Below are 14,703 nucleotides of genomic sequence, written 5' to 3'. Positions count from 1 at the left end.
TTCTTAAAATAATAAACTTTGTTTATTTCGAATTTTAACATTAAAATATTCAGTTGATTAAGTATTAATAAATAAGAATCATTAAAGCTAAAAGCTCTTACATCCTTAACGGTAAAATATTTCACAAATTATAACACGTTCTAAAAAGCCAAAGATCCGAAGCTGAACTTCGAATCTTTGGCTTTATTATTTTTCACGAAAAATTTTGTTGTAGAAAAACTATTTAGGAAGAGAGTCCATGATTTTTTTTCGGCTTTCTGCAATTTCCAAGTTATAATGCCAACGGTTGTTGTAGTTGATGGTTTCTCGTTCTTTGCCATATTCGATGGCTTTGTCATAATTACCCAAAGCGTAATACATTCCAGAAATATTAGAGAGCAATGCCCAGTAAATTTTCTTTTGATTTTTTTCGGTTTTGTCGGTCAGTTTGTTAACTTCAGCTTCAAAGAGTTGTAAGCTTTCTTGAGCCATCGTACGAAGTTTCTCATCATAGGTTTCATCGTAAGGTAAACTGTTCATTTCTTTAAGCTTTGCAATTTGAGCGTTAATGTTGATGCCGAATTTTTCTTCTTTTTTGACTTCAAAGAGATTAACTCTTTTGGACTCGTAATAGGTCGAAAATTTGGCGTTCAGATCTGCAAAAATACTTCTGACAGCATCTCCAAGAATCTGGATATTGTGGGTGGAATAATTGGAAGAATTAGACTCGTACTGGGAAATAACTTGAGTAATTGCCACCGATCTACTCTTAATCGAAGTGTTATTGTACACCTGAGCGTTATCTGTATTCTTCTTTGCTGTATAAGTTTTTTCAAATAGAGTTTGGTCACCAGATTTTACAGCCACTCTAACAGTCGCAATCACGTCAACATAACCAACATAGGATATGTCCTTATCACCCATATATTTTTGTTTTTCGGTGGCATAGAAGATGTGTTTCACGCCCAAATCATACAGTTCTATGCGAAGACCCTGGTTGTCTGTGCTTTTTTGAAATCCTTTTAGTTCAGCATTTTTAAGTTCATAAACTTGGTCTATGTTAGGGTTGTTAAAACCCGTCATTTTTGCGTTTCCATCAACTTCTGCTCTAACTCTTTCGGTATAAGGTTCGGTGACAATATAATATAATTTTTCGCCAGAATATTGAATTTCAGGATAATGCTTTTCCTGAATGTACCAACCTACATTGTCTGCACTTTGACTAAAAATTAGAGAGCTCAACAGTCCCAAACTAAATAAAAATAGTTTTTTCATCATCTATATGTTTTTTATCTAAATATTAAAATGCAATGTAACGAAAAATGAAGCCAAAATCTATCTGAAATAGCACCTTTCAATATGATTTTTCGCAGGTGTTGCCCGAAAAATAAAACCGCTCCAAAATAACTTGAAGCGGTTGTTTTCTTAAACAAATTAGTCTTCTAATAGTTAGAACTGATAACCTTTTTTAGTTGCAATTTCTTGAATTGATTTTTCAATGGCTTTACCCAAATCATCACCCGTTGCATTACCTCGTTTTTTCATTTCCTCATCAATGTATTGCTGGCGTTTCACTGCAAGGTCTGAAATCTCTTTCTGAATATTGGTTCTCTCCACTGATTTCGCATTGATAACTTGTTGAATTTCAGCTTTGGACTTTCCTTTAAGTTCACTTGGCAAGTCTTCATCTTTTACTTTATTTACAAAGTCTTTATCACTTTCAGCTTTATCCACCAAATCCCAAGAATCAGCTTTGTAAGCTTCTTTTTTGGATTTCGAAACCGAACGTTCTACGAAATTAGCTTTGGAAAGGGAAGCTGCATTGGCATCTTGTTGAATTTGCATCGCCTTTTTCTCATATCCTTTGCTTCCATAACCGATATAGGTATCATTCAGCTTGTAATTGCATTCGGAAATTCTAACATCATAAGGCGTTTCAATAAAAATCACTTTTTGATTAGAATCGATATTAAAAAATTTGCCTTCGCCTAATTGAGCACCATCTTGCCAAAAAGTTCGGATTCCTTCTTCGCGATTTCCGCAGAAAATGGTATTGACAAAAATATTTTTCCTTTTGGCTCCAGAAATGGCATCTTTATAATTGACACCTTGTTGGTTGAATGGCTCGTTTCCTGCGATGTAAATCAATTTCATACTTTCGGAATTACCATTCCATTCCAATTGGTCGGTTGCACTTTTGATAACAGCACCGCAATATTCGGTTCCACCATTGGTTCTTAACGAGAATAATTTTTCGGAAATTAAATCTAAATCCTGAGTTAAAGGTGTTACTTTTCTTACCCAATTTTCATCAGAAAGTCCATCGTTTCCGTATTCGTACAGGGCAATTTCTATTTTTGGGGCTTTGCCATCGTATTTTAAAGTTGTTAGCGTATTGACAATGTTCCAAAGTCTTGATTTAGCCTGTTCTATCAATCCATCCATCGAGTTAGAGGTGTCCAAAAGCAACGCCACTTGAATGGTGTTTTCTGATTTAGAACTATTGGTTTCTGGATTAGTGGTTTGAGTCTGTTCAGGCATCTTTCTTTCTACTTTTTTTTCGTTTTTTGAAAAGGCAAAAGCAAATACACTTCCTGTAATAATGCTGGCTACGATTAAAGATTTTGTCTTCATAATATGGTGAATTTGGATTAAAGAATTTCAAATTTTGCTCTGATTTCGTAACGAAGTTTAATTTTATCAACGTTATTGATGGAGTCATCATTATTTTCCGATTTCATTTTTACATTAGCGTAGCTTGGTGTAAGATATCCTATATTAATGATGTCACTTATGTTAGAGTTTTCAATTTCAACGATTTCTAAAGGTTTTCCTGTTTTATTTCCAATACTGTTCAAAAGATAATCGGCTTTTTCTTTCGCCGCTTTCATGGCTTTAATTTTAGTTTCTTTTCGATATTCTGCAATATTGGAATGATCTTTCTTAATGAGATTTACCTGACTTACCCATTTTTCATTAAGGTCTTCCATAAAACTCAAAACCTGAACTTTCGGATTAATTTTGATGTTAAATAATTTTCTGAATGTATTTCGGCTGTTCCACCAATTATAGCCGTAGTTGTTGGAGGACTTAAAATCAACTTCATTCAATTCTATTTTGTGCTTTTTTAGGACAGCGAAGAACTTTTCTTCTGCATCTTGCAGGGTTTTTTTATCTGTTCCTTGTATTCCTATACTGAATGTAACTTCATCTGGATCAAATGACATTTCGGCGCTTCCAGTTACTTCAATAAAGTGAGTTTGCGGTTGCTGATTTTGAGCCAATAACACTGTTGAGAATAAGAATCCTATAAGGACGATTACATTTTTTAGTTTCATTTTTTTTATGAATGTAAAATTATCTTGAATCTCAACTGGATTTCTCCAGACTTGGTGAAACCCGTTTTTCACTTGGTGAATGAAAAGAGATGTGGCTCGAAATATGTTTATCTTTGTCCTATGAAAGTTTTCAAAGCTTTTACGATGATGATTTTTTTGATTTTGAGCGAAATGATTTTGGCTCAAACTAATCCTGCAAAAGAAATCCAAGCCGAAACCAAAAAACTTGAAACAGCGATTGACAAGAACAATCCAAAAGCTGAAGCAGATTCTTATGTGACTTTGGGCGACCAATATTTTAATCAAAATAATTTTTCGAAAAGCGAAGAGTTTTACCAAAAGGCCAAAACGATTTACGAAAATACTGATGACAAAAAGAATCTTGAAGACGTAACAAGAAAGTTAGCGCAATCGCAGGAAAGACAAAATAAGTTAATGTCAGCAAAGGCTAACTTTGTTGAAGCTTCACAAGTTGGTTACTCTTCGAAATCGAAAAAAGTCAATGCCAATGACGCAGCTCGTTTGACAAGTAATTCGATTAGTGAAAAAGAACAAGCAATACAAAGTAATATTGCAGTCAATTCTCGCCAAAAGAACACCGACGAACTTAGTCAAGATTATGAAAATTTGGCGGAAATTAATGTTCAAAAAGGAGAAATTCCAAAAGCGGTTGAAAACCTTAATACAGCGTATAAGATTTCTAAAGAAGAAGCACCAAAACGAGCATTGGAACTTAATCAACAAGTTGCAGATTTGTATGTTCAAAATAAAGATTACAAAAAAGCAATTGAGGTAAAAAAAGCAGTTTTAGAAGAGGATTTTGTTAAAGAAGATTCAGAGGAAAGAGTCGCTCAAATACAACAATTGGCGGACATTTATTTGAAAACGGATGATAGAGGAGAAGCGATTAAACTCTATCAAAATGCCTATGAATTGGCCATTTCCAAAAATCATACTTTGGAAGCCAGGAAAAGTCTTTTGAAATTAGATTCCCTTTATAATTCCGAAGGAAATCATGGAAAATCAATCGAACTTTATCAGAATTTTTTGACCCAACTTCCGACGCTTTTAGATGAAGACCAATCGTTAGTTGACTCAAAAATCATTAAAGAAACAGAAGAAAGAATCGCTCAATTGGAAAAGGAAAAATCCTTGAACGAACAATTGATCAAACGAAAAAACCTCTTCAATTATCTCTTGATTGCGGGTTTAGTTTTAGCGGTTGGTTTCATTGCGTTTGCATTGTACACGCAGAAAAAACTTAAAATTCAAAATAAAAAGATTGAGTTACAATCACTTCGTCGAGAGATGAATCCTCATTTTATTTTCAATAGTTTGAATTCGGTTAATCAATTCATTGCAGAGAATAATGAGTTAGAAGCCAACCAATATTTAACTCGTTTTTCGAAATTAATGAGAGGTGTGATGGAAAACTCAAAGGAAGATTTCATTCCATTTCAGGAAGAATTTGATTTGTTGAATTCCTATCTCATGTTAGAGAAAAGTCGTTTCCATGATAAATTTGATTACGAAATTTCAGTTGCAGGTGATATTGATTCTTCGATGGAAATTCCAGGAATGTTGATTCAACCGTTTTTAGAGAATGCGATTTGGCATGGATTGAGATACAAAAATGAAAAAGGATTTTTGAAATTGGATTTCAAAAAGACCGAAAATCAATTTGTTGTGACTGTCGAAGACAACGGAATCGGAATCGAAAATAGCAAAGCCCAAAAAACCGAACATCAAAAACAACGCAACGGACGCGGAATGAAAAATACCCTCGAAAGAATCCGATTGTTGAATGATTTGTACGGAAAAAATATTACTTGTGAAGTGACTGATAAAAGCGAAGGAGAAGGTGTTTTGGTGGTTTTGAAGTTTAATTTGTAAATAAGGTTAGAAAGAAATTAATCTGAATAATAAACTATTTTTTGAGTTTCTGTGTTAGTAAGATTACCATTATTAAACGTTAATAGTTTAATATAATTATTATTTTTATCAATTGTGTATTCATAAGTAAAATTAATTTTTTTGTTATCAGCTCCTACCATTTCAGACTCTTCAATAAACTTTAAAGTATTCCATTTTTCAGTAACAGTAGATACACTTACGCCATTCTGTTTAGTGATACTTTTTGAAATATTTTTTTGATTACCAATTTCATATTCGCATTCAAATTCATCGATGTTGTTCGGTTCATAATTATACCTTGAGGTCATTTTTCTAACCCTGCCTTTTTTATCATATTGAAAAAAGCGCATGTCATTTGCTGAATCTTTAGTGATTTTTTCTACAAAATTCTCGTCATTGTAAAAATAATTCTCTATTTCCTCAATGTCATTTTTATCATCCTCATATCTGCCAAAAAAGATTGTTTTAGTCAGTCTACCTTCCAAATCATAAATAAATTCTCTTTTTCCTGTACCGTCATTTGTTGTTATGCTATCAAGTCTATTTTGTCCATAATGGTAAAAATTTGTTGTCATCTCATCCTCATCGTCTTTTTGGTAATATTCCATTTTTGTCAATAGACCAGATTCTGAAAAATAGTTTTTCTGTATAGTGACAAAAGGCGGAGTGTCGGTATTTGATGAAGTGATTATTGCAGTGCGAACCTTGCTCTTTAAATTATAATCTTTAAGCGTTACAGGAACTCGTACCCATATATTCTGTTTTATAAAAACGGAATCCAGTGTTTGTGAAAATGCAATTGTAAATAAAAACAAGTGTAGTAGAAATAATGTTTTTAATGTAAATATTTTATATTTTTTTCTATCATCAATCATTTTTATTTTTTTTTATAACGGCTATGTAAAGTTAATTATTTTTAACATTAGGATAAAGTTATGCTATTTAAAAGTTTTTAAATTCTACATTTTTATTGTAATTTGGTTCATTTAATATGCATTAACTGAAATAGATTCTTTCATTAGAAATTTAATTTTGATTTGCCATTTTTTCCATTAAAGAAATGATATGAAAATACAAAGTATCATCGTCGATGACGAACAAATTGCGCGTAATGTTCTTCGGAATTATTTAACCAAATATTGTCCTCAAGTTGAAATATTAGGCGAAGCTGAAAATATTAAAGAAGCCGTTCCTCTTATCGAAAAACATCGACCACAATTAGTTTTTCTGGATGTAGAAATGCCATATGGAAATGCGTTTGATATTTTGGAGGCGACACAAAACTACAATTACGAGACGATTTTCATTACGGCTTTTTCGGATTATTCGATGAAAGCGCTCAATTTTTCTGCTTCGTATTATATTCTGAAGCCGATTGATATTCAGGAATTGATTGTCGCAGTGAATAAAGTTGCGGAAAGCATTGAGAAAAAAGAAGAGTTCAACCGAAATAAAATTTTACTCCAAAATCTTCAGCAAAAACCTGAAAAGCAACAAATCATGCTTCCAACAATGCAAGGTTTTGATGTCGCGAGAATCGATGAAATTGTTCGTTTGCAAGCTGATGGAAATTTTACCCAAATCTTTATGAAAGACGGAAGCAAAAAAATGGTGTGTCGTTTTCTAAAATATTTCGAAGACCTTTTGGATTATCCCTTCGTTAGGGTTCATCGTTCGCATATTGTCAATTTCAATTCTGTAAAATCTTACCATAAAAACGGAGAAATCGTGTTGGAAGATAACACCGAAATCGAAGTATCGTCTAGCTATAAAGATGAGTTTTTGAAGTTGTTTTGATCGTCATTGCGAGGAGGAACGACGAAGCAATCTCAATTACATCGTTTTCACAACTAATATTTCCTTATTTTTGCACGAATTATAATGCAAATTTCAAATTTTAATTATCCACTTTAGATGAAGCCGAGTTTAGCCAAAGGAACCAGAGATTTTACCGCTACAGAAGTAGTAAGAAGAAGAGTAATCATCAATACATTACAGAAAAATTTTGAATTGTTTGGGTTTCAACCTTTAGAAACACCAAGTTTTGAAAATCTTTCTACATTGGCAGGTAAATACGGCGAAGAAGGCGATCGAAATAAAATTTTGCTTCAAAACCTTCAACAGAAACCTGAAAAACAACAAATCATGCTTCCAACAATGCAAGGTTTTGATGTTGCAAGAATCGATGAAATTGTTCGTTTGCAAGCCGATGGAAATTTTACCCAAATCTTTATGAAAGACGGAAGCAAAAAATGGTGTGTCGTTTTCTAAAATATTTCGAAGACCTTTTAGATTATCCCTTTGTTAGGGTTCATCGTTCGCATATTGTCAATTTTAACAGTGTGAAATCTTACCATAAAAATGGAGAAATAGTCTTAGAAGACAACATAGAAATCGAAGTTTCTTCCAGCTACAAAGATGAGTTTTTGAAGTTGTTTTAAATCAAATTCATATAAGTAGGAGCAATATCATCCTTCATTAATGGAAGATTTATGCTATTTTTGTGATTATATAAAAATCAAATGGCAATACTTGTAACTGGAGGTTTAGGATATATTGGTTCCCACACTGTGGTAGAACTTTTGGAGAATGGTTTTGAGGTGGTTATTGTTGACGACCTATCCAACACAGAAAAATTCATTTTAAATAACATTGAAGAAATAACAGGTAAGAAGCCTATATTTTATCCTTTCGACCTCAAAAGAAGGGAATTGCTTTCTCAGGTTTTTGAGGCACATTCTATTGAAGGTTGCATTAATTTCGCTGCTTTCAAAGCAGTAGGAGAGAGTCAAGAAAAGCCTTTGGATTATTACGAAAACAATCTTTTCTCGCTCATCAATATTTTGCAAGAATTCAAAAAAAGAAATATTTCCAACTTTATTTTTAGTTCTTCTTGTACTGTTTATGGTCAAGCCGACGAAATGCCTATTGATGAAAATACTCCATTAAAAGCTGCTGAATCGTCCTATGGAAAAACCAAACAAATGGGAGAGGACATTCTTATCGACTTTGCAAATGCTTATCAGAAGAAAGTTACCCTTTTAAGATACTTCAACCCTATTGGAGCTCACCCTTCTGCACTTTTGGGTGAATTACCAATTGGTATTCCTAATAATCTGGTTCCTTTTGTGATGCAAACTGCTGCTGGAATCCGTGAAAAATTGAATATTTGGGGTAATGACTATCCAACACCAGATGGAACGGCTATTCGAGATTATATATATGTGGTTGATTTAGCCAAAGCGCATGTAAAAGCATTACAGAAATTAATCAACGAAAAATCAGAAACTGTCATTGATATTTATAATCTTGGAACAGGAAAAGGAAGCTCTGTTCTGGAAGTCGTGGAAAGTTTTGAAAAAGCCAATAACGTAAGTGTTCCGTACCAAATATGTGATAGGAGAGCTGGAGATATTACCATTGCATACGCCAATGCTGATAAGGCAGAAAGGGAACTAGGGTGGAAATCTGAAACCAGTCTGGAGGAAGCGTTGAGAACAGTTTGGGAATGGCAAAAATATTTAGAAACTAGAAAATAATATATATGAAAGATAAGAAAATTGGGATCACATTTTCTTCTTTTGATTTGCTTCACGCAGGTCATATCAAGATGTTGGAAGAAGCAAAATGTGTTTGTGATTATCTAATTGTTGGATTGCAAATTGACCCAAGTATGGAGCGCAGTCATAAGAACAGCCCATCACAAACCATTGTAGAACGGTACATTCAGCTGAAAGCTATTAATTCGGTAGACGAAATTGTTCCTTACGTTACAGAAGAAGATTTGCTCAATATTTTGAAGACTTTTGTCATCGACATTAGAATTATCGGCGATGATTATAGAGAAAAGGATTTTACCGGAAAGCAGTATTGCGAACAGAAAGGAATCGAAATCTATTATAACAAAAGAGATCATGATTTTTCTACATCAGGACTGAGAAGAAAGATTTACGAAGAGGAAAAGAAAAAAGAAAAAGCGGAAAATTAATTTTCCGCTTTTTTATTATATTTAATTTATAAGTAATTCTGTCTAAATCATTATTACATAGGACCTTGATCGTCACCACCTGAAGCATTACTATTAATGTCTTTTTTCTTCTTCGGTTGTTCGACTTTTTCTCCTTGCTTGAAACGGTAAGTGAAAGAAAGAGAAAACTGTCTAGGCATCCATTGCATATACATATAACTATCAAAATCTGATGTATAACTATATCTTTCCATAGCACGAGTATTGAAAATATCTTGGATGTTGAAGGCAAATGTACCATTGCCATTCCAAATAGTTTTTGATGCTCCAAAATTTACGGCGTACATTGGTAATCTTTTGCTCGAATCAGTTTTTTCGCCACCTCGGTAAAATCCTTGCAATTGCATGTTAAATGTCTTATCAATTTTAAAGGTATTGGAAAGTCTAATACGAGATGAAAATCCACTTCCATCAAAGCTTTGAGCTTCATCCATAATACTTGCATCATAGTAATTACCCTGAGTCTCGTAATGATATAAATTCGCATTAGCCATAATTTTCCACCACTTTGTAATATCAACAGTGGCATTAAGGTCTAGCCCAATTTGAGATTCGGAGCCTACATTATATGGTTTTCGAATCAAAACTAAAGAGTTAGGGTCTTTTTTTACAGTGACAAACTGAGTTTCATTTTCGGTATTTCTGTAATATATTGTTGGGTTAATAGTAAATTTTTTCTTTTGAATTGCATATCCTAACTCGAAAGAGTTAACATATTCTGGATCCAAATCAGGATTTCCTGAAAAAACATCCAAATCATTAGAGGTTGCTCTAGAATTAAATGGAATCAGAAACCAAGAACGAGGGCGATTTATCCTTCTTGCATAATTTAACAAGAACTGATTATTTTTATCTTCACCCAAATCATAACTCAGAAAAACGCTAGGAAAAAACCCAGTGTAATTTTTATCTATATTGCTTTGATTCCCAGTTTGGTTTTCAAAATCTACAGTAATATCTGAGATTTCAGTTCTAAGTCCCAATTGATATCCAAAATTGTTAATCTTGCTTTTGAACTGTGCATAGAAGGCATTAAACATCTCCGTGTAATCCGTAGTATTGGAAAAATCAGTAAGTATATTGAACGTTACATCATTATCTGTTGACTGCGTTGTAAGATAATTGTAGTTGTTTTCATTACGATCTATTCTATAACCGGCTTCTATTTTTGATTTTTCCCCCAAAGGCAATTCATAATCAATTTTTCCAATAAGTGAATTGTTATCTGTTTTAGAATCCGTAATACGTCTAAAAACATATACATCACTAGCATTCTTTAGAACATTATTGTTTTCTTGATTATCACTTTTTTGCAAACTCAATGAGGTCGAAATTTGATGTCCTTTGTCATTAAATTTGTGATCCAATCCAATGTCTCCTTGCATTGCAGTTCCATTCCCATCATCTTTACTCCTATTCTGTGTGTTACCAATAAAAACTGAGTTAGAATTAAAATAATCAAAATTAAGCAAGTCTGATCCATCGCTTTCGTTATAACGTACCATTGCAGACAAGTTAAGTGCAGTTTTTTCCGTAAGATCTACGGTAAATCCTGCATTTGCGTTGTAATAATTTTCTTCGCTCTTGTTATTATTGTTTTGATTAACAATATTTTCGATTGTTCTATCAGAATTATAATAAGTTGTCTCAGTTTCACGAGTATTATCTCGTCTATTGTAACCACCTCCGCCATTGAAAAAAAAAGTCCATTCACCTCTTTTCCAACTTAGATTAGTATTAAGTCCTGTCTGAGGAAGATACCCCAATGTCCCAGTTACACTTCCATTGAAGCCCTTTCCCTTGGTTTTTTTGAGAATTATATTCAAAATACCCGCAGATCCACTTGCTTCGTATTTAGAAGAGGGATTAGTAATGACCTCAATTTTTTCGATTTGATCTGCAGGAATTGACTTCAAAGCATCTGCACCATCATCAATCCCCAAAAGAGATGATGGCTTTCCATTAATCAGAAATTTAACATTAGAGTTTCCTCTTAAAGAAACGGTCCCATCTGTATCTACATCAACCGAAGGAACGTTGGCAAGAACATCTTGCAAGTTTCCACCTTTACTGATAAGGTCTGTTGAAGGATCGTAAACTTTTTTATCTAACTCAACACGGTAAGGTTTTGCGACTTGAGCTACCACCGTAACACCTTGGATATTTTTAGTAGGAGCAAGGGCAGCCGCTTGATCTGGTTGAAGAACAAAATTATAACTCTTCGTTGCTGCTGAAATCTTTTGATCTACAGTAGCGCTGGTATAATTAATGGCTTCAATTTTCACTTTGTAATCTCCTGGAGCAAGCGAAATTTTGTAGTTTCCTTTTTCATCAGTTAGGATTGCATCATTGAAGGCATTATTACTTGTGTGAGTAAATGTTACCGACGCATAGGGTACTGATTGATTCTGTGGATCTCCAATTCGTCCTGAGATGGATATTTTTTCTTGTGCAAAAGCTAAAGCTGCAGCTGAAAGCACTAATGTCAATCCCAAAGATTTTTTAGTGAGATTATTGATGATTTCTGTTGGTGTCATTAAAGGTTTCTTTACTTAGAAATTAATTAATCAATTTTACTTTCCATAATAAGACGCAGAAAAATTGATTTTGTTAAACGAAGTTCAAAAAAATTATGTTAAATTCTATTTAATGTTCTTCGAATTGAGCCAATCTTGATATTCTTTAGCATTTATAGCATGCTCTGTGTCACTCGCTGTAAATCTATGATATCCAAATTTTTTAGGATCTGCACACATATAGATGTAGTCGCTTTTTTCCGCATTAAGAACCGCATCAACCGCATCCTTATTGACAATACAAATTGGACCAGGTGGAATCCCAGCATACATATAGGTATTATAAGGAGAATCCTGTCTAAGATGCTTATACAAAACTCTTTTGATTGTGGGTGTCTTAAAATTTTCTGCTTGCATTACCGAAAAAATAACTGTAGGATCGCTTTGCAGTTTCATTCCTTTTTTGGCTCGATTGATGTACAAACCAGCAACAGTTTTCATTTCATCAGGTTTACCACCTGTTTCTTTATAAACTAATGATGCTAATGCGTAGATTTGATTTCTTGTAAAACCCGAAGCCGCTTCTTTTTCTTTTCTCTCAGTATTCCAAAAATCATCATACTGCTCTTCAAATTTTTTGAAAAACTCTTCTGGAGTTACGGTCCAAAAGAAGCTATAGGTATCCGAGAAAAAGTAAGGTTTCAGATCCTCAGCATTTTTCAATCCTTTCTTTATGGCAATTTCGTTAAAAGCATTTGCAAATTTCACCGAATCTATTTCAGTCTTTTTGCTCACTTTCCCAATCATCTGGTATACACTGTAGAAATCACCAATGCGGAAGCTGATATCCACCTGATTTCCATTCTTCACCATGTCCACAATTTCAGTATTGCTTTTTCCTGAAACAACACGGTACTTACCTGGACGATGAAATTTATCCAAATTTCGGTCTTTAGCAACAGCTGAGAAAGCTTCGTAATCCTTTACAAAAGGCTTGATGCTATCCAAAATTTGTTGATAATTAGCGCCAGTAGGCACATAGAAATAACCATCCTTTGCCACATTATTGGCCTTATATTTTTTGTAATACTGATAACCAAAGAATCCTCCGATTATTAATACTATTATTGCAATGACCATTGCGATGCCGCAACCTTTTTTCATAAAGTGTTTTTATATGTTAATTTTTCCTTTGAATACTTGTTTTGCTGGTCCTTCTAACCAAATATTGTGGTAACCCACATCAATTTTTTCAGCATAGACTTTGAGATTTCCTCCAAGAACTTTTACATCAACAACTTTGTTGTCTCTGTTTTGAAGATAGGAGAGTGCAGCTGCTGTAACACCCGTTCCACAACTGAAGGTTTCGTCTTCAACGCCACGTTCATAAGTTCTTACAAAAATATGATTAGGAGCAACTTCCTCCACAAAATTAACGTTGATACCTTCCTTCTGATAAGTTTCAGAATTTCGAATTTCGTGCCCATTGTTGTACACGTCATAGTGCTCTACATCATCAACAAATTTTACAAAGTGAGGCGAACCTGTATTGATAACAAATGCAGATTGGTCCCTATTGATTTGGTCAACATCAATCATTTTTAGCTTAACGACCCCATTTTTAATTTCGGCTAAATGCAAACCATCAATCGCATTAAAAGAACATTTTTCCTCAAAAATATCCAAAAAATGAGCGAAAGCTACGATACATCTTCCTCCATTTCCGCACATTGTACTCTCATTACCATCGGAGTTGTAATACACCATTTTGAAGTCCAATTGAGCATCATTCTCCAAAAGGATTAAACCATCTCCACCAATCCCAAATCTTCTATCACAAAGCTTTTCAATGATTTTGGTGTCTTTTGGAAAAGTTTCATCTCTGTTATCAATCATAACAAAGTCGTTGCCTGTTCCTTGATATTTATAAAATTCGATTTTATTCATTGTATTTTAAACTATAAAAAGTCTGCAAAACTACTAAACTTTTAATCAAACCATTTAGAATTCGAGTGTTTTCTTGATAGATAAACTGTATTGTTGTTAATAGTTGGTTTTTAAACTTTTATTCCATTCTTGAAGACCTTTGACAGCCATAATGGTAAAGATAACGTACTGTAAAGAAGTTATTCCAAGATCTTTATACAGAAACATCGGAATACAAATCAAATCTCCAACTATCCAAAAAATCCAATTCTCGATACGCCTTTTGGCCATTAACCACATCCCAACAAGAAAAATTGAGGTCGTGACCACATCCGTCCAATTCGCCCAATCCAAGTGATAAAGTCCTAATTGAACATTTTTTATCGAAAAACTATTATCAATAAATGGTTTGTAATAATAGACGAGAGTTACCAATCCAAGACTAAAGACAAACAAAACACTTGCCCAAATCCATTCTTTACGCGTTGTTTTCGAGACTTGCACATGAACATGATCTTCCGAACTTTTTGCCCAAAGAATCCAACCATAAATGCTCATTACAGTGTAATAGAAGTTAATCATCATATCACCAAATAATCCGAATTTGAACAAAATATATACGTAAAGAGCGGTCGAAATGATCCCTGTTGGATAAACCCAAATATTTTTTTTAACTGAAAAATAGACGCTTAGCAACCCAAAAATAGCTGCAACAGCCTCAGTTAGAATTTGGCCAGTGGTATAAGCTTCGTAGGGCTTGAAAAAGAGTTCGTAAAGATTCATGGGTCAAAGATAATTCATATTGATTTATTGAAAATAAAAATATCTGCTTCAATTTCCATAAAGATGAAAAAAGGTTACAACTCTTACTTAAGAAGAAGAAGTTTTACCAAAGAAGTCACCATTTTTTGTAATCTAATAATACTAAAATTTAATCAAATTGAAATTTCCCATGAATTAATCCAAAGATAATCTTAGAAATATCACTGAAAAATGTTAAGAA

The 14,703-nt window shown here is 33.5% G+C and carries 13 protein-coding genes and 1 pseudogene; 6 read left to right on the top strand and 8 right to left on the bottom strand.

The window, feature by feature from the left end; genetic code table 11:
- Positions 1 to 219 precede the first annotated feature (219 nt).
- The 3 genes from AC4AGG_RS12325 to AC4AGG_RS12315 all read right to left on the bottom strand — a co-directional run bounded on the left by AC4AGG_RS12325 (position 220) and on the right by AC4AGG_RS12315 (position 3,317).
- Positions 220 to 1,257, bottom strand: a complete 1,038-nt coding sequence (locus AC4AGG_RS12325) for a hypothetical protein (protein ID WP_489772310.1) — start codon at positions 1,255 to 1,257, stop codon at positions 220 to 222.
- Between the two features lie 171 nt (positions 1,258 to 1,428).
- Entirely contained in the window at positions 1,429 to 2,613 is a 1,185-nt protein-coding gene (locus AC4AGG_RS12320) for a vWA domain-containing protein (RefSeq protein ID WP_489772309.1), read from the bottom strand.
- 17 nt (positions 2,614 to 2,630) lie between these two features.
- On the bottom strand, positions 2,631 to 3,317 hold the full coding sequence (locus AC4AGG_RS12315; protein ID WP_489772308.1) for an SIMPL domain-containing protein: 687 nt from the start codon (positions 3,315 to 3,317) through the stop codon (positions 2,631 to 2,633).
- Positions 3,318 to 3,341: 24 nt separating this feature from the next.
- On the opposite strand from AC4AGG_RS12315, the gene AC4AGG_RS12310 reads away from it, so the two are divergent.
- Entirely contained in the window at positions 3,342 to 5,210 is a 1,869-nt protein-coding gene (locus AC4AGG_RS12310) for a tetratricopeptide repeat-containing sensor histidine kinase (protein ID WP_489772307.1), read from the top strand.
- A gap of 17 nt (positions 5,211 to 5,227) precedes the next feature.
- Here the strand turns inward: AC4AGG_RS12310 and AC4AGG_RS12305 are convergent, their stop codons facing one another.
- Complete coding sequence (locus AC4AGG_RS12305; RefSeq protein ID WP_489772306.1) at positions 5,228 to 6,106, bottom strand: hypothetical protein; 879 nt, start codon at positions 6,104 to 6,106, stop codon at positions 5,228 to 5,230.
- Positions 6,107 to 6,296: 190 nt separating this feature from the next.
- Here AC4AGG_RS12305 and AC4AGG_RS12300 point away from each other — a divergent pair, with 190 nt between their 5' ends.
- The 5 genes and pseudogenes from AC4AGG_RS12300 to AC4AGG_RS12280 all read left to right on the top strand — a co-directional run bounded on the left by AC4AGG_RS12300 (position 6,297) and on the right by AC4AGG_RS12280 (position 9,219).
- Positions 6,297 to 7,028, top strand: a complete 732-nt coding sequence (locus tag AC4AGG_RS12300) for a LytR/AlgR family response regulator transcription factor (protein WP_489772305.1) — start codon at positions 6,297 to 6,299, stop codon at positions 7,026 to 7,028.
- Between the two features lie 117 nt (positions 7,029 to 7,145).
- Positions 7,146 to 7,325 (top strand): annotated as a pseudogene (locus tag AC4AGG_RS12295) (histidine--tRNA ligase); the annotation flags it as partial.
- 158 nt (positions 7,326 to 7,483) lie between these two features.
- Entirely contained in the window at positions 7,484 to 7,672 is a 189-nt protein-coding gene (locus AC4AGG_RS12290; protein ID WP_489772304.1) for a LytTR family transcriptional regulator DNA-binding domain-containing protein, read from the top strand.
- 81 nt (positions 7,673 to 7,753) lie between these two features.
- Positions 7,754 to 8,770, top strand: a complete 1,017-nt coding sequence (gene galE, locus AC4AGG_RS12285) for a UDP-glucose 4-epimerase GalE (RefSeq protein WP_489772303.1) — start codon at positions 7,754 to 7,756, stop codon at positions 8,768 to 8,770.
- A gap of 5 nt (positions 8,771 to 8,775) precedes the next feature.
- Positions 8,776 to 9,219 carry an adenylyltransferase/cytidyltransferase family protein gene (locus AC4AGG_RS12280; RefSeq protein ID WP_489772302.1) on the top strand — a complete coding sequence of 148 codons (444 nt, stop codon included), beginning with the start codon at positions 8,776 to 8,778 and terminating at the stop codon, positions 9,217 to 9,219.
- Between the two features lie 53 nt (positions 9,220 to 9,272).
- Here the strand turns inward: AC4AGG_RS12280 and AC4AGG_RS12275 are convergent, their stop codons facing one another.
- The 4 genes from AC4AGG_RS12275 to pnuC form a co-directional block, all read right to left on the bottom strand.
- Positions 9,273 to 11,795, bottom strand: a complete 2,523-nt coding sequence (locus AC4AGG_RS12275; RefSeq protein WP_489772301.1) for a TonB-dependent receptor domain-containing protein — start codon at positions 11,793 to 11,795, stop codon at positions 9,273 to 9,275.
- A 105-nt stretch (positions 11,796 to 11,900) separates the two neighbouring features.
- The gene (gene mltG, locus AC4AGG_RS12270; protein WP_489772300.1) at positions 11,901 to 12,938 is read right to left on the bottom strand and encodes an endolytic transglycosylase MltG; all 1,038 of its coding nucleotides are present in this window, start codon (positions 12,936 to 12,938) and stop codon (positions 11,901 to 11,903) included.
- Positions 12,939 to 12,947: 9 nt separating this feature from the next.
- A complete protein-coding gene (gene dapF / locus AC4AGG_RS12265; protein ID WP_489772299.1) occupies positions 12,948 to 13,721 on the bottom strand; it encodes a diaminopimelate epimerase in 774 nt (257 codons plus the stop codon).
- A 96-nt stretch (positions 13,722 to 13,817) separates the two neighbouring features.
- On the bottom strand, positions 13,818 to 14,483 hold the full coding sequence (pnuC, locus tag AC4AGG_RS12260; protein ID WP_489772298.1) for a nicotinamide riboside transporter PnuC: 666 nt from the start codon (positions 14,481 to 14,483) through the stop codon (positions 13,818 to 13,820).
- Positions 14,484 to 14,703: the final 220 nt, after the last annotated feature.

Source organism: Chryseobacterium sp. CG10_8 (assembly GCF_058117085.1).
This window is presented reverse-complemented; position numbering and strand designations above follow the sequence as displayed.